Below are 17,069 nucleotides of genomic sequence, written 5' to 3' on the forward strand. Positions count from 1 at the left end.
AGCCAGTCCACATAAAAAAGATGTGGTCCTAACATCAGCAAAGGATCTCTCATAGACGCCCTCCCCTTGATTGTATCATTACTCTGTCCCGCCATGCAGCGCATTAGCGCGTGCCCGTTGCAAAGCATGGGCAACCGCACGACCAGTGGCCATGGGATCACGCACGCCATTGACGTGCACCGTGACATTTTGATTGTGTGTGATGGGGGAGCGATCTTTGCTTTTTGCTTCTGTGAAAGGGGAATTTGCATGCCCCGCCCCCGCAAATTGTGCAATCGGTTGAATGGTTGTTTTTCCTCCCAAAAAACTTGGCAAAAACTCTCTTACATCAATGGAACCAATCCACCCCTTAATGCGGCTAGGCAAAGATTTACAAAAATCCATCAATTGTGAGATAGATGACATAAAGCCATCGACAATCGAATTAGCCAGATCTTCGCCCGCTTGTTCCATACCAGCCTTGGCACTCTCCGAGAGCTTTTCCTGTGTAAAAAAACTCTTTAACCATTGCCAAAAGTTGGAAAAGCTTCGTTTAATGCCCTCCCACAAATTGCCAAACCACTCGACAACAGAGGAAAGTCCTTGTTTAAACTTTTGCCAATGTTTAGAGAAGTCGAAAGCAGCAGCAATGATGTTTTTCCATTTGGTTATGGTGGTAGTATCGGCACCAAAAAAGCGCATGACGGCTTCAAAGGCACGCCCCCAAGCCCGAGATACCCCCCGTGCAAAGCCTTTGACAAAAGAAGAGAAACGGTCCCAGTATTTCCACAAAGCAAAACCAGCAGCAAGGATGACAGCCACAACAGCAGCAATGACCGCCCCTATTGGAGTAAAAATACCCCCCACAACAGAGGAAAGACTTGCCCCAACCAACTTCGATCACTGTCCCAATAAAGCCAAACGAGGCAGAAAATGCCGCACCTGAAACAGCTATCCCTCGTAAAGCCCCCACAAGTAAAGTCATTGGGCGAAGAAGACGCAGCGCACTCCCACCAAGCCCTGCTGCCATTAAACCCAATGAGCGCCCTGCAGCCAATAGCCCTCGCCAGCTTGCAGAAAGACCACGACTAACAGCCCCCATCTTGATAAAAGAGCCCATCAATTGAAGAAGCCCAAGACGTGTGCCAGCCATGGTAAAGCGCAACACGCGCAGAGCAATATTAAAAGCCATCAGAGCGGCAATGGTTTTGATAATGGCGCTTGTTAAAGCAGGATGGGCATTCGCCCATGCCATCAAACCATTGACAAATCCCCCAACACTTTCCATCAAACTGTTGAGAGGAGGCAGAAGCACTTCACCAATGCTAATCCCCAAAGCCACAATGCGGTTTTGTAAGAGTTCAAATTGCCGCATGGCACCGGTTGCTTGTTTGTCGGCTTCTTGTTCTACCGAGCCTTTAAAGACTTGTGGATCTTTCACATAATCTAAAGCTTGCCCTAACAATTCAGGGTTACCCACCAATTTGGCAAAATCGCCGGTAAAATCGCGCCCCGCAATGGCAATCAGGGAACGCATCCCTTGTTCGGATTTGCCCAACACATTAAAAAAGCGCACCAAGGTACCGGTGGCATCTTTGTCGAGATCTTGCATGAATTTTTCGCGGGAAAGCCCAATATTAGCAAAAGCATCTTCAATATGTTTGCCCCCAGCTTGAATACGCGCACTCATCGCATTAAAACCACGCGCGGCACTCTCAGGAACAATCCCAGCAGAAATCATCGCTGTACCAAATGCCGCGGTTTCGCGGGCTGTCAGTTTAAACATGGTTGCTGCACCGGTGGCACGATTGGTAAAATCAGACACCTCACTGGCCTTTGCCGCCATGTGGTTAGAGAGATGATTGATGGCATCGCCTAGATCTTCAATGCCTGCTTGATTAAGCTTAAAGACATTGCGCAACTTGGCAAAGCGCTCCCCAATCTGATCCCCCGTCATATCAAAAGCAACAGCCGCTTTGGCTGCATAAATGCTAAAAGCTTCTAAATCTTGTTCACCAATCCCTGCTTGGCTAGCACTGGTCATCAATTCTAAGACTTCACGAGCCGCTAACGGAATCTTGGTGGAAGTTTCAAGCGCAAAACGGCGCAATTCCTTTAAGCGATCAAGGGGGGCATCGAGAACCTTTTCTAATCCCTTCATCGATTGGTCAAATTGCATGGCTTTATAGAGCGGTGCAATTAAAGTTGCGGTTTGCGCAATGGCACCCACCATACGCCCGCGTGCATGATTGAAAGCATTTTCCGCATTGGCTGTAGCTTGGCTTAAATGTTCAGGGTCAAACCAATTTTTAAAGTGTTGCCTTGTCTTGTTTTGGAAATGCGCAACATCTGAACTAAAGGCTGCAAGATCTCGCTTAGCAGAAGCGATCCCCTCTTGCAGATGATTGACAAAACGCACAACAAGAGAAACATCCATGATCGTCTCTTATCCTAACTTATGGCTTTCATATTCTTGAGCTTTCAGACGTGCTAATTCGCTGCGATAGGCAATCACATCCAGCCAATCCATCTGGTTAATTTCTGAAGGCGCCCAGTGATAATAAAGGGCTAGCTCTGCTCCAAATTGTCTGGCAGAGAGGATTGGAGTTGCGGAAAAAAAGCAAAAAAAGCCTTCAATATTGCGACAATATCTATCACATCAACTCGATCAATCAATTCAATAGATTCATGTGACATATCAGCCAAAAGTGCTGTGATGCCTTCTGTTGCCTCACTTGTGAACAAAACTTGAGAAAGCTTCGTGATAAGCACATCATTGCCCAATGTTGTTTTATCCTCTTCTACAGCGGGCAGAACGAGCTCTACCAACTGCGGTCCAATCAACACCGCTAATTGGCGTGCTTGCTTGAAGTTTGGGCGATAAAAGGTCAGTTTCTTGCAGAGAGATTCTTTGCCTCCTTTATCCTGATAAGGAAGCGGAACCTGCAACTCTACATCAATGCTGGTTTGTAAACTTGTCATGATCAATTCCTATAAATTAAGAATAGAGCGGCGACGAGAACCGATCTCTTGCCCATTGCGCACAAGCCAACCGCCCCGTTTAAAGGAAAAGCGATGCAAAACAGAACCATCCCAAAATTCCGTATAGTCCCAAATATTTTTGATCTCGCAATCATAGCCTGTCGCTTTTCCAGCCGTTAAGCCTTCGCTATCGACTTTGACCAACCGCCCTGTCACATCAATGGAATGTTCATGCTCACGCCCATCTTCTTCAGAGATCACATGTTTTTTGCCTGTGAATTTATGATGAAGACCAGGGGGACCACCAAAGATGCCGATGACCTCAGGGATATGGCTGCGGATTTTCATTTGCATGCTCAAAGCTTTCACACCAAGACCGCTCACATCAATCTGCATATCAGAGCCCCCTGGTTGATAGGTTTCAGTGATTTCTTCCAACGTAGGTAATTTGAGGGTTTCAAGATCAAGATGGAGATTAACATCATCATCAACAATCAGGGTAAAACCGCGAACAATTCTTAAAGTCATATGTCGCTCCTTGCTGCTTTGCGATAACCCTCTAGCGTATCGCCAAAGGCATAAATCATTTTATTTTGGATATCTTCAGCAAGCCGATTAAAGTAAGCTCCATTGCGCCGGCTGCCAAAGCTTAAATCTTCTAGAGGCGGCACTTCTTCTGCATCAAATTCCACCCGCAATTTCCCCAGTTGTAAATTGCTGTTGGAATTTAAATCACGGTCAAACCAAACCCGCCCACCAAGCAGTGCACCGCGTGCAATCATATCATCAAGAAAGCTGGTCAAAGAGCGGGTAATGGCAATAACATGTTGACCGGTCAGGTTTTCATCATTGGCCCAAGGGCGCAAATTATTGATGATGGTTTTTTCCAGTGCCGCACGGGTGCGCACCACATTGACAAAACGCCAAAGCGGATCACTGGAGGTGGTATGGTTGCCCCATAAAATGCGCCCATTGGAAGCTACTTCTCCCTGCCCATTTTGACTAAGGCGCGCGGGAATAAAGGTCGCAATATCGGCTTTATTGAGACGGTTTGCCTCATGATCAATTTCCCCATCAAAATAGCTAATGGGGCGTGCTGTCCCTAAAATACCATGCACATCTTGATTGGAGGGAGACCAAAAAACACCGCCCCTTTGCTTGTCCCGCTTGATAAACATGGCTGCTGCAAAAGGACTTGCGGGTTTTATACTCACACCTCCATCAGAATTTGCCACCCGTACAAAGGGATCAATCAAATAACAAAAGCGTGAGGAAAAATCTGTACGATAAGCAAGGCTTTCTTCCGTGTTTTTACCCCCCGTATCAAAAACCGCAATCGCTTGTAGCTTTTCTGCAACCTGTTCTAAAGCGTCTGCCACAGGGTTTTTGCCATTGTCAATCCGCCCTGCACTATAAGCCGGTGCCAAGAGAATTCCAGGTTCCACACCCAAATGCCCTCTAGCATGCGCTAAGGCATGCACACCGGTCAAGTGAGTATTGGATCCCACCATTTCGGTTTGTGTCTCAGCTATGGTTGACTTTTCTTCCACCCGCACAAGGATAATTTGTGCCTCAATCCCTTGCGCGCGCACAGCGTTAATCACATCAAGAGCTGTGCCCCTTCGCCCAAGCTTTTGGATTTTCTCACCCTCATGTGTAAAAACTAACACAGGCTCGTTGAGGGGAAAAACTTGGTTATCAGCATCAGGGGCTGTAACAACCGCCCCAAGGGCGGTTTGATCAAATGTTGCTAAGGGTCGTGATTTTTTACATTAATTAACCCTATTGACCTTAAACTCTTTTCAAATACACAGAGTTATTCTTTATTTTGAGCTTTTCTTAATTCTGTAATGGGAACTCCACCGATACCCCAATTGTCTGTCTCCACTTCATCAATTACGACAACAGTCGTTTTCGGATTTTTATTCAGAATATTAACTAATAATTGAGTTGCCCCTTCTATTAGTTGCCGTTTCTGTTCAGAGGTAACCCCTTCATTAGTAATTTTAATATTTATGTAAGGCATAAGATCTCCATAATTTACAAATATTGAATAAAAAAACTCAAATAAATGAACGCAAAAAGATTAAACATTAATACATAATAGCTATGCATTTTAAAGCTCGTATCTACCGGTGAAATATGTAGGCTACTGGAAGCAAAAATAGCATTTATTGATACAGGAGAAAGGAGTTGAGCTGCAATAAAGAAGCAAATCCAAACCAAATAATCCGTAACCCCATAAGCCATCGATGACCCTAGTAAGGGAAATGCCAAACTAAATAGCACCATAGGGTGAATTCCTACTACACTGAAAATTGGCAATACAAAGAGAATACAGGCATAACGCTGCCAAACAGAGAGTGATGCCAATGAATGACTAAACGTCACCGGCAACAAAGGAATAAGCAAATCACAAGTAGATATTAGCAGACTACAACCTAGCAACAACATAATTTCACTGGATATACTGCGTATCACTGCCACCAAAGGAGTCAAAAAATCAACACTGAGTGAACTCACACGCTCAATGAGCGTATAGAATGCTCGCCGTCAATGCAATGCTTTCTAGTGCATTCAACCTGATAACTGTCAATGCAACGATAAATATTAGCCAGAAAAATATCAAAAAAATCCAAATTCTTACTCTCTCTCCTTCTTTATTCGCTCTCCTCTCATCGCAAATAATCGGGTTAGCTAGCGGTACAACAGGAGAAATGCACAACAACAACAGACTGAATAGAAAAAGTGGTATCCCCAAAGCAGCGGATGTGAATATTGGTGTTTTAGGCATAGCAGAGAAAACTGTTGCTGCACCGATGCTGGTCGGCATCAGTACCATTGTGATGCTCATCATTCGCATCACAATAGCGGCCAAATGGCGAGAGGGAAAAACACTTTGCTTCAAGGCATCAATCATTAGGGGGATAACCCCCAAACTCATCGGCCAAGCTAGAAACGCAGTCAGTATCGCGATGGACAGGGTAAGCGAACCCTTTCCATAGCGCATCAACCGTTCAGAGAGAAATTCTGAAATACGCCATATATTCATCACATGGCGCAACAATCCCATGGCGAGTAATAGCCAAAAGACATCAGTAAAACGCACAAGCACAGTACCAACATCAGGCAAGTACCAACGCCATATCAGCACTAAAGTACAAGCCAACAGGATGGCCACACCACTGCGTGCATTCCCCTTCAACCACCAGTATGGTATCGTCAAAAGAAAATAACCAAAAATAGTCACTCCAGCCAATGGAATAAGAAACCAAGTTCTCATTGAGATAGATATAAGAAAAATGAATAGCATCAGTATCGCCATTATAGCGGATACGGAGGACATGCGTATCAGGAAGCTTTTTATATCATCAATGTACATTAATTATTGAATCTTTGACTGAGTAGCGATTAAGAAGCTGCTCGTACATGTCAATAACACAGTGCCCTGCATCCCGCAGTGCACGCGAATTAACTAAAGGTCTAGGCAAAATATATGTATAAAAATTTGGCCCCTCTACTGGATTACCGACCACCCATAATGTATTTTGTACTTGTCCTTTAATGTCTATAGGATGCTGCTGACAGTCAATATCAATACCACCAGGATGATATCCTTGGTTGATAAATGGCCGGATAATACCCTGAGCAGCCAAATTTTTGATAAAAGGAGACTCATCACGCAACGGAGAAAAACGATCAATCTTGTCCTTGATCAGCACATCTCCATCAACTGAACTGTTTTCATCTTGGAAAACAGACTGAATTTCGAAACGGCTGGTACTAGCATTGAGAACAAGTTTAGGTGAAGGTCCACCAGCCAAAGTCACGATACCAGCCTCCATCAGAGCCTTCAACTCTTGGTTTCGCTGCATTGGTGGACCGACAGAAATACGGTTGAAGTTTGGATTTAAATATTCAATAAAGTACTTGTGAGATGAAGACGTTAACCCGCAAAAATCAATTGCTGCACGTAAAATATCACGGACATCTCTTAGCACATCTGTAGCAGCTTTCACTGGGCCTTCAACATTACCTGCAGCGGAAGAATGAAGATCTTCCCTTAAATGCTCAATGAAGAATCTTGTATAATCATTCAGAGAGGCGAATATTTTATTTTGATGAGGATACAGCAACGCTTGAATACACTGCTCGTCTTTGGAAGTAACAACATAGGTTTCAGGGTCTAGCCAATGCCCTAGCTGCGTACTTCGATAGACATAACACATTTCTTTAAGTAACAGAGGTAAAAGCTGCGTTTCGAAATCCAGCTGCGGAGAACCATTAGCAATGCTGGACTGCTTACGCAGATGATGTATTGCATCGAGAGTAAGGAATGATGGTATGTATTGCCCACTACTACCCTTTTGATTAATCCCGCGACTACTAAAAGGCAATGTTTGACGGGAGAATAGAGCTATCTTAGGTTCTTTGCCGCTTGGCGTGTAATGCAATTGTCCAGCATTTTCAGTAAAAGTCCCACCGCGACCATAAGTCAATTGCGACAAGACATCATAGCCAGTTAATCCAATTCCCTGCAGCAGCACACGAGACTGAGCTTGTATAGAGTCCAACTTTTCAATTGGATAAGGATTCGAATAATAGTTCAACAGCGCGTTTTTCATTTGGTGAACAGCCACAAACTGTTACAGACTTTCATCATGCGATGAATATATATTCTTACCGTGACCCGTGGTCATATAAACAAAATCTACACTATAACGACAGCCATCTTCCAAAAGAACATCCGTTTTATTATCTTGGTGGATATGGAGATTGATAACCTTTTCTCGGATCTCCTTAATACGAATACCGGAAGGTAAATCTTGCGTGAGCTCTTGGTAAGCCCAAGACAGGTATTCCCCTAACAAACGACGTGATAAATAATCATTTTCTTTGATTTCTCTCCCAACATCACGCTCTGTACGAGAAAAAACACCGTTAATATTACGATAACCTTGTTGAATAGCCCATTGATAAAAATTCGGTCCCTTACGAATAGGCCCTACTCCCTTAACTGTATCATCACCAAATAAAGTAATCTGGCAGGCGACAGTGTTAACCAATAAATGATCCGGCTGATGCACACTATGGGTACCGGTCCCCATCTCATTGGGATCAATCAATAAAATATCAATGTTCCCAGAAAATGGATAATGGGAATAAAGCGTGAGCAAGCGTTCGAGAATACTGACCCCACGAGGACCAACACCCAAAATAGCGACTTTAGAGTGAAGCATTCTGTAATCTCTCCTATTAAAATAATTTGACTTTCACAAAATGTTTCAAAAAGAATGGAATAAATTCTCTCGACTTTTTAGTGAAGATTGCAGATTTATGAAACGCCAACAACCTTTTTACAAAGACAATATTGACAGATTCCAGCAGCAGCAAAAAGGGCTACAGCACCACAGATAACGGAAAGCGTAATAGCATGTGAACCAGACTGTAAAAAACTCGTCAAGAGAGGTCCTAATATTTGGCCAAAACCGTAAGTTAAGGTAGCCAACCCAAGCAGATTTATGCCATACGGCGCATATAAACGCTTAGCTAACGGCATAACTAAAGAAGTCGTCCCCATAAAAGTAAATCCAAACCCTATACAACTGAGAACGATCAGTACAAGAGACTGGCTGAATAATGTCAGTAATACGCATCCTCCTTGGATAAGCAAATTGAGCATCAGACAACGTAATACCCCCCACCGATGGGCTCCCCATAACCAAATGAAACAACTAGGAACAATGGCTATTCCGACAAACGACCATAAGTGGTTAGCAAGTAGTGGGAAATTAAATGTTTTCGCCATCAGAGGAAGATATGTCGCGACAATAATATAACCGAACCCAGCGAGCCCATAAATCAGAGCGAGTTCCCACCAAACGATATTTTCGTGTGCCAATGACTCGTTAATAGCAAATTGAGATGCATCAACACGACGTGGAAATAAAATAAATAACACGAGCAACAATATAACAGATATTAAACCAGCTCCAAACCAAATACTTTGCGCGTTCAGTGATTTACTCAAACCAATAATAACATACTCATTACCCAGTAGAATACCAACTCCCACACCCGCATAGAGCGAAGCAATAACCCACACCTTGTGACTATGCTGCATAACCGTCATAGAACCAAAAATCATCATTGCCGCACTCGCGATACCGGCAGCAAAGCGGATAAAGAAGACCAAGTAAAAGTTTGGTGTCAACGCCATGGCAAAAATAAGTGCACTCGTCACTATAGCTGCACCAAATAGCATGCGGGGAGCACGGGATATATTCCCAACTCTGCAAAACGAAAAAAACATACTCCCAATTAAATAACCGCCATAATTAGCGCTAGCTATATAAGAAAGTTGCTTAAAGGTAAACAATCCTTCATCCAACATAACTGGAAATACCGGCGTATAGAAAAATCGCCCGATCCCCATCCCCAAAATCATAATAATCATACCGAATACAGCGACTTTGAAATAACTCAAATCTTGACGATTATTTTTCTCCCCCATTACTCTTAATCCCTTAACTGATAATTCGCTCATCCGCGTTCTATCTCATCGAGAGTAGCACTTACCTCAGAGAATAAAAGCCGATCTAGCCATTTGTTTGAACAACCAGAGGAACATATTGAGCGATTATTATCAACATTATTGGATCAGTTATATGCATTTCTTCGTTTTACACTCTGCTCCATGGATACTCTTCTCCCTACAAAGCTTCTTTTTCAGAAAAATAATGGCTGAAATTAAGCAGCAATAACAACGAGGAAATCAATCAGCACGCCCCCGTTCAAACAAGACAATATCCCCCAAAGCGACAGCTTCATCAGGTGCGACAAAAATATCCTCACAAGGTTGCGTTATGTTCACATGATGAACGCCCTCAACCATCAAGCGGCTTAGTATCCAACTTAAAGAGAGATCAAGGACAAGCTTTTGCGCACGCGCCCATTCTTCTCTTAAACTCTGCTCCGCTCTTTCCAAAACAAAGGAACCTTCATCCGGAAACAACCAAAAATCAATGGTATTGAAGAGTATAAAGACTACTTTTAATATAGCTTTGTTTTTTATCAGCAGCAGTAAAAAAGTTTGTGTTTTTTACAAAAATTGAATTTATTCATTTTTTATATTATATTTTATGTTATCTTCCTTAAATTAATTAAAAGATCATCGAGTATTAAACTGATAGGATGCATTTTTCTCAAGTGGCATTTTTAGAGAAATGTTGATTTAATCAGTGAAGACAAGCAGTGAGCAAAATTATAATTTGAAAAGACAGTATATAATGTTTATGATCAATGACCTAAATTAGAGACATGAATTGGGAGAGTTTAATCTTTCTTACAGCACAGTAGATCAAAAAAACAGTAGATGAAGTTTAAAATTCACCATTATCCATCATAAGATGAAAGCTTTCATTCCAAGTTTGATTTTTTTAAACTATTTTCTTGTTCTTTCTGTAATATCTAAAGAATATCTTCAAGCACTCATAAGAACTCTTTTAAGTTGTCATTTCCATGATCAAAGTAATGGTTATCGAGCTTCCATTCAGGATACTGTTTTGCAAAAGGAAATCATCATTTCAGAATATGGAGGGATTTATGTATTTAGTCACAATGTATCATGCCCCCTTCCTCTTATATCAGAAATTTAATTCTTAATCGTAATGACGTGATCAAAAAGCACCTTGCGAGACAATCTTTTTAATAAATAAAGTAAAGATGAATTCTGAAAAAAATTTTTAGACGTAAATTGATACGGAGAAACAGTCAGAAAGAAAGGAGGGGATTACAAATGTTGATGACTATAAAAAAAGATATCAAAAAATTACCAAAAACCGATTTATGGATCATTTGTGCTATTTCAGCTGATCAGCAAAGAGAATGGATCAGTGAATGGTGTATAAAAAATAAACACACCTCTATAAGTTCTAATTATGTCAATGATCTTGCCGTCCTAGGGTCATTTTACAGATCTAGACAAAATGATTACTATGGAAGAAACAGCCCCACAAGCAATTCCCCTCAAAAGATAACAATCTCATTTATGAGGCTTATGTTGCTTCTCATAATCACTTCAAAATTGCATCATTTTCTCTCATTAATACGCTTTAAAGTCCCATATAGACTAAGAGGCCTTTTAAATTTTGGGGTGGTTATGGAAGCCTTCTTTCCACTGATCCCTGAATGGGGATATGAAACCGCTATCTTTTCACAGAAAAATATTCTTTTTAGTGAAAATTCTTATTGTACAATCTATGAAACAACACAATGAACAGACCTCGCACCCTTGCTCTCACCTATGGATCCTATAACGCTATCCGCATGCTGATCGGCGTTTACCATGCGATTTTTTTAATGTCCATGGGAGTTAGTCTGGCGCAATTAGCTCTGCTTCAGGTTGTCTTTTCCACCACCATTCTGCTACTTGATTTTCCCTGCGCTGTTTTATCTGACAGATATCGGCGTAAATATTCCGTTATGGCTGGGGTCTTTATGACAGGAGTATTTTATCTTCTATGCCTTCAAGCTCCCAATATGACGGCACTTATTATTGCGCAAATTCTCTATGCAGCGGGCATTTGTATCATTGTCAGCGCCATTGACGGATGGATTTACCATTCTCTAGGCGATAAACAGGATCACTTTTCGCATTATGCTCATCTCTACCACCAAGTTAACTCTTTCGGAAGTATTCTCAGTGGGATTGTAGGCATTGGAACGATCTACTACTCTGGACGATATTTTATGGGATATATCATCTCATGCCTCATGATGGGATTTATTTTTTTGATATTCCTTATTGTTCCTGAAGAAAAGAAAACAACAATCGAAACGTCCAAAACAAAAACAATCTTGCACAATGCCAAGGAAACGCTTTGGATATTTCAAAACACAGTAGGAGGAGCATGGTTTATTTTCCTCATGTGCCTTTTTAGCGCTGGTATTCAGATTATTTATCATTTCTGGCAACCAATAATACTTTCAGGGGGAAAAATTCATCACCTCAACGGTTCGCAAATGCTCATCTTGATGTGCTGCCATATTGGAGCCTTTTCAGCACAATATTTTTCAAATTTACTGATGTCTAAGTATCATGTTCTTGATAAAAAATATAAGAATTCTATAAAACACTTTTCCTTCTTTTCTGCTCTGATGTGCATAGCGCTCTATTTTTCAGTTCATAGCCATCAAACTGCTGCATCAGTCATCGCCTTCTCTTTAATCCATGGATTTATTTGCACTGTACCGATCGGTGCAAAAAGCTTATTTTTTTCAGAACTTAACCAAAAACAAACGCAGCATATTTCCGGTGTTGTTGGTGCTGTCTCTTTTAGCGGAAGAATATTTTCAATTACAGTATTGAGTATTATTTCTTTTCTTCCGGCAAAAGTTTCTCCATCTTACTACCTAATATTACCGACCATTACTTTTTTCATGTGTGGTTTGGTTGTCATGAGATGGATGAAACACTCTCAAAAGTCTCTATGAGAGGAAAATTTTTAAATTACCACCCACAATGTTTTTTTCTAAAAGCATTGACACATTCAACTTTCAATATACAATGCAAATATAAAGTAACACGTTGATTTATAATGATAATATGCCAAGCGCGAATATTGTAAGATTCTTTCTTTTCAAATCTGCTTTATGGTTGAAACAATCAAAATCATTTGCTTGCACATCATAAGCAAAGAAAGCCGTATAAATAAAAACGATTTAGAAAAGAAAAATGCCTTTTATGAACTCTCATAGTCAAAATCTATAACAACAGGAAAGCAGATATATAATATGCCTCTTTGCATCTTCATAAGTATACAAATAGTGTGGCTTTATAAGGCTTTATACGCCTCACAGAAACTTTTGCGTTTTATACCATACGAGTTGGCGTCGCAAAATGGGCTTATACACATTGCAAAGATATCTCTTTAAAACAAGTGCATAAATTGGCAACACAAGTGTATTTGTGTTTAGAACATGCTTTTTATATGAGAGGCATAATCCCAACGGGATAAACAGAACTCCTACACACAATCGACTGCTTTTATAACAATAGATGGCGGAGAGGAAGAGATTCGAACTCTCGAGAGCCTTTTGAGCCCTACTCCCTTAGCAGGGGAGCGCCTTCGACCACTCGGCCACCTCTCCGACAAAGAGGCATAAATGGTATCAACAGAAAGTTCAAGACTTTTTCGATTTTTTTCCCAAATATCTGAAAATTTTTCTCCTATTGATCCCATAGGGACCAAAAGTTAATAAAACAAAAATTGTGTCTTTTTTACCACAGCATCTCGAATAGTACATGCATATATTACAAAAAGGTAATTTCATATTTAAAACTCTAAAAAGATTAGTTATAGCTAAGATAACAAGTGCTGCGTATTTACTTATGTCTTTGTCCTTAATGCGTTAGGAAAATAGTACTCTTTAGAAGAAATTTAACCGGACCTCGGAGATCCTATATGAATATTAAATCCCTTTTTTTAAGCTCTACAACAGCTTTTTTAGCTGTTTCTGGAGCTCATGCTGCTTCAACAGTTATCCCCGAACCCGAACCTGTAGAATATATTCGCGTTTGTGATGCCTACGGAAAAGGATATTTTTATATCCCTGGAACAGAAACCTGCATGCGTTTATCAGGAAATGTTCGTACTGATTTTATAGGCGGTGATAATATCGATGCAACAACCGAAACTGAACTAAGAGACAAAAGAAAAACCTATGGCGCAGCATCACGGCTCACCCTTGTTTTTCAAGCAGCTTCGGAAACAGAAATGGGAACACTTCGTTCATATGCGAGAATTTATTCAAACTGGGGGGATGGTAGAGACAACGCTAGTGCAAGGCTTGCAGCGGCTTACATTGAACTGGGTGGTTTTCGCGTAGGTCTTGATGACACAATTTTCAACAGCTGGACTGGTGATTATGGAAATGTTCTCAATGATGACAGCATAGCACCTGCTGGCATAACACGCACCAATTTTATTTCCTACACCTTTAGTGGTGACTCCGGCTTTTCTGCTATTATCGGCGCTGAATTAGGCAATAATTCAGATACTCTTCCAGGAGTAACAGGATACTACATTGATAAAGATGGTAAGCTTGCTTCTATCACGAATGATACTCTTCCAAGTAAAGCAATTAAAAATTACACCCCGAATGTGGTTTTGGGTATAAAGTTCATGCAAAAATGGGGTGGTTTTTCAGCGGTTGCAGCATATGATGCTTACTACAAAAAGTGGGCTGGAAAAATACGTGCAGATTTCAATGTCAACGATCGTTTCAATCTATGGGTAATGGCTGGTTATAAAAACGGCCTTGATTACTACACAGTAAATGAAAATGATGAGTTATCACGAAAAAGCACAACAATTTATGCAAACTGGGGTGGTAAATGGGCTGCTTGGGCGGGTGCCACTTACAAGCTTACTCCAAAAGCAAATTTGAATGCTCAAATTTCTTATAGTGCTGTAAAAACCTTTGCAACTTCTGTAAATATTGCATACACGCTGGTTCCAGGGTTTGTGATTACACCTGAATTAACCTATGTTTCTTGGAACGATGATCGCGTTGTGACGGATAAAAATAATGATGAAAAACATTTATTCAATAAAAAAAGTGCTTTTCAAGGTATGATCCGTTTACAGCGTTCATTCTAATCCTATTTAAGCTACAGCTTTTAAAAACTGGCAAACCATGTTGCCAGTTTTTATTTTTGAAATCAAATATCATGATCTTTTCCTGATACTTATTGTCTTGTCTCTCGGAAAAAACCGACTTAATTTCATAAAACTACTCTTAGAAGATTAACCTGATATGCTTGATAAGAGCTCTCCACACGGACGTTTACACTTCACTTCAAATACAATCTCTTTCTTGCCCTTTAAAGCATGAATAACCTCCTTTGCTTTATGACCAAATTTGTCTTTCTTGATAATTTACTTCTAACCTTTGTAATTTAGGTCATGATCTTCTCAAATAAATTCTACACTGAACAAATAAAATATTGAAAAAAACAAGACATCATTGTGTTTTTGATATGCCTGAATATGTCTTCTATCAACACTCTAAAACACAACGTTTTATAACACTGCTTCATTAAAAAACTTAATCATCAAGAAACATGCTGTCAAAACGATGCAAACATCCCCTAAAGCAATAAAAGAGCAAAGAGATATATCTTCAAAAAATAAATTGACCTCTTCCCCTTCTAAAGAATAGCCCCCCTAACAGTAGCAATTTGTAAATGCCCTTATTTTTAATGAATCTGCATCACATTGATTTATAATCATAATTTATAATTTATAATTTTGCATGTTTCAATTAACCAAAACCTTTCACTTGTACACGATAAACGGAGAGAGCCGTGTGAATAAAAACGAGTATAGAAAACCCTTTTATGTATCGTTTTAAGTTCCAAGGGCTGTAGTAACATTGAGATCTGACAAAGAAGTGTACGATAATGCTAGGCACTTTTATTAAGAATAAAAATGAGGATACACTTCATAGAGGATTTTAGATTATATTCTCTATGAACGTCGCTGTAAAATATATGTTGTGATACACACTAAAAAACATTTCTTTAAAACAAGCATGGAAATATACAATACAAGTCCATTTTATTTGAAGCGTTTTATCCTGCGTAGGGCACATGTCATCATATACGCAACATCTTGGCTTTATGCGTTTTTAAAGGAAGCGAAATATAAGACAAAGAAACAATAAAATTTAATCTCTGCAAATCATAGAGCTTTCAGAGTTATGTTTCCATAAAACGCCTTATACCGTACAGGGGATTTTTACACGATTAATGTCCTTTTTACATAAAGCCAACTGGCAAAAAGCAGCCTTTCCTGATAATAAAAAGGCTTGCACGTAATCATAAGCCATATTTTCAATTAAAACGCATTGAATTCATGGAAAATATTTATCAACCAATGCATAAAGAATTGCTGCTGTTTCAACATCTAGAATCCCATCATAATTTTCTTGACGAAAATGAAGTTGAAATGCTCGGATCAAATCTTTGTATCCTGTTTGGGTACACGCAACAGAAATATCATATCCATAGCATTTTAGCTTCGCCAAAACATCTTCTTTTGGTGGAAAATTTTTAGAGAATTGCTCTTGATAATGACTTTTTAATTCGTCATCATACCACGCTCCTATACCTTCCCTATAAAGTTCTTTCCATGGAAAAGCTGCTCCTGGATCACTTTTTCTTCCAATGGCAATATCACTATGTCCCACAACATCTGTTGGCATAATATCGGGATACCGTTGAAGAATATTCAAGGCAAGTTCCTTAACAGCATCAATTTGTATTGGATTATAAGGAGGAAACACCCCCTTCCCATCATGATAAGTCGCTAAATTAACGATTTCAATCCCGATAGATGCATCATTGAGATGACTATGCCCAGCCCATGAACTCACACCCGCATGCCATGCACGCTCATTTTCATCAACCAGATTAAAAATACGCATATCCTTAAAGCCTGCCTCACGATATGTCTGCTCTGAAGGATCAGGAACAAGATAGTGTGCACTAACCTTTTCTCCTGTAAGCGCCATAATCGAGGCTTTAAAATCAATAGCCGTATAATGCATAACGAGAAAATGAACGCGACGACTAAAACTCTTGACAGAACGATAACTGTTGTAATCAATCTGATACATAAAAGCCCTTTCTTTTTTGCTTAAAAAGACCACTGCGCATCACAACATATTAGGATACGAACTGTTAAAAAATGCAATAAACTCCCTATTTAGATACTAAGAATTACGACTAAAATTTGTTCATCAAAAACATTGACACTCTTATCAACAATTAAGACACATTTTTATTTCTCTCCCACACACGCATAAAATGTTTTTAACCACATTAAATATTTTTCCCAAAAAAATTCACAAATGACCAATCAAAAAGAAAACAAAAGCGTAAAATGATCACTCCTTAAATCTTCACGTCTTACAGAAAAATAGTTCGTCCTGTTATAAAATTGAAAAATATAGCCCCTCGGAAGTGAACCCCCAACGATCATGCAATCACACAAAAACTTAAAGGAAAAATTTTATGAGCTCTTTACAGCAATTTATTATCA

12 protein-coding genes, 1 tRNA gene and 2 pseudogenes are annotated in these 17,069 nt (G+C 40.0%); 2 read left to right on the forward strand and 13 right to left on the reverse strand.

What is annotated here, in order from left to right:
• Positions 1 to 78 precede the first annotated feature (78 nt).
• The 11 genes and pseudogenes from ACFIMU_RS07890 to ACFIMU_RS07940 all read right to left on the reverse strand — a co-directional run.
• Positions 79 to 2,416, reverse strand: a pseudogene (locus tag ACFIMU_RS07890) (phage tail tape measure protein).
• Between the two features lie 131 nt (positions 2,417 to 2,547).
• Positions 2,548 to 2,961 (reverse strand): hypothetical protein, encoded by a 414-nt coding sequence (locus tag ACFIMU_RS07895; protein WP_375607341.1) that lies wholly within the window; start codon positions 2,959 to 2,961, stop codon positions 2,548 to 2,550.
• Positions 2,962 to 2,970: 9 nt separating this feature from the next.
• Positions 2,971 to 3,489, reverse strand: a complete 519-nt coding sequence (locus ACFIMU_RS07900) for a phage major tail tube protein (protein ID WP_375696986.1) — start codon at positions 3,487 to 3,489, stop codon at positions 2,971 to 2,973.
• Positions 3,486 to 4,631 carry a phage tail sheath family protein gene (locus tag ACFIMU_RS07905; protein WP_375687852.1) on the reverse strand — a complete coding sequence of 382 codons (1,146 nt, stop codon included), beginning with the start codon at positions 4,629 to 4,631 and terminating at the stop codon, positions 3,486 to 3,488. Before ACFIMU_RS07905 ends, ACFIMU_RS07900 begins: the two co-directional genes overlap by 4 nt.
• A 146-nt stretch (positions 4,632 to 4,777) precedes the next feature.
• Positions 4,778 to 4,987 carry a 2-hydroxymuconate tautomerase family protein gene (locus ACFIMU_RS07910; RefSeq protein ID WP_375607418.1) on the reverse strand — a complete coding sequence of 70 codons (210 nt, stop codon included), beginning with the start codon at positions 4,985 to 4,987 and terminating at the stop codon, positions 4,778 to 4,780.
• A 14-nt stretch (positions 4,988 to 5,001) separates the two neighbouring features.
• Positions 5,002 to 5,484, reverse strand: a complete 483-nt coding sequence (locus ACFIMU_RS07915) for a hypothetical protein (RefSeq protein ID WP_375696987.1) — start codon at positions 5,482 to 5,484, stop codon at positions 5,002 to 5,004.
• 4 nt (positions 5,485 to 5,488) lie between these two features.
• Positions 5,489 to 6,187 (reverse strand): hypothetical protein, encoded by a 699-nt coding sequence (locus ACFIMU_RS07920; protein WP_375696988.1) that lies wholly within the window; start codon positions 6,185 to 6,187, stop codon positions 5,489 to 5,491.
• Between the two features lie 145 nt (positions 6,188 to 6,332).
• Positions 6,333 to 7,586, reverse strand: a complete 1,254-nt coding sequence (locus ACFIMU_RS07925) for a hypothetical protein (RefSeq protein ID WP_375696989.1) — start codon at positions 7,584 to 7,586, stop codon at positions 6,333 to 6,335.
• A 21-nt stretch (positions 7,587 to 7,607) separates the two neighbouring features.
• A complete protein-coding gene (locus tag ACFIMU_RS07930) occupies positions 7,608 to 8,201 on the reverse strand; it encodes an FAD/NAD(P)-binding protein (RefSeq protein ID WP_375696990.1) in 594 nt (197 codons plus the stop codon).
• A 95-nt stretch (positions 8,202 to 8,296) separates the two neighbouring features.
• Positions 8,297 to 9,508: a YbfB/YjiJ family MFS transporter gene (locus ACFIMU_RS07935; protein ID WP_375696991.1), complete on the reverse strand. Its 1,212-nt coding sequence runs from the start codon at positions 9,506 to 9,508 to the stop codon at positions 8,297 to 8,299.
• 228 nt (positions 9,509 to 9,736) lie between these two features.
• Positions 9,737 to 9,985 (reverse strand): annotated as a pseudogene (locus ACFIMU_RS07940) (baseplate assembly protein); the annotation flags it as partial.
• Between the two features lie 1,250 nt (positions 9,986 to 11,235).
• Between ACFIMU_RS07940 and ACFIMU_RS07945 the strand changes: the two are divergent.
• Complete coding sequence (locus ACFIMU_RS07945; protein WP_375607413.1) at positions 11,236 to 12,456, forward strand: MFS transporter; 1,221 nt, start codon at positions 11,236 to 11,238, stop codon at positions 12,454 to 12,456.
• Between the two features lie 566 nt (positions 12,457 to 13,022).
• On the opposite strand, the gene ACFIMU_RS07950 is transcribed toward ACFIMU_RS07945, so the two are convergent.
• A tRNA-Ser gene (locus ACFIMU_RS07950) sits at positions 13,023 to 13,113 on the reverse strand.
• Between the two features lie 314 nt (positions 13,114 to 13,427).
• Between ACFIMU_RS07950 and ACFIMU_RS07955 the strand changes: the two genes are divergently transcribed.
• Positions 13,428 to 14,624 carry a porin gene (locus tag ACFIMU_RS07955; protein ID WP_375607412.1) on the forward strand — a complete coding sequence of 399 codons (1,197 nt, stop codon included), beginning with the start codon at positions 13,428 to 13,430 and terminating at the stop codon, positions 14,622 to 14,624.
• Positions 14,625 to 15,879: 1,255 nt separating this feature from the next.
• Here the strand turns inward: ACFIMU_RS07955 and ACFIMU_RS07960 are convergent.
• Positions 15,880 to 16,644, reverse strand: coding sequence for an N-acetylmuramoyl-L-alanine amidase (locus ACFIMU_RS07960; protein WP_375607411.1), 765 nt, complete (start codon positions 16,642 to 16,644; stop codon positions 15,880 to 15,882).
• Between the last annotated feature and the right edge of the window lie 425 nt (positions 16,645 to 17,069).

The organism is Bartonella sp. AC70YNML (genome assembly GCF_042196545.1).
GTDB lineage: Bacteria > Pseudomonadota > Alphaproteobacteria > Rhizobiales > Rhizobiaceae > Bartonella.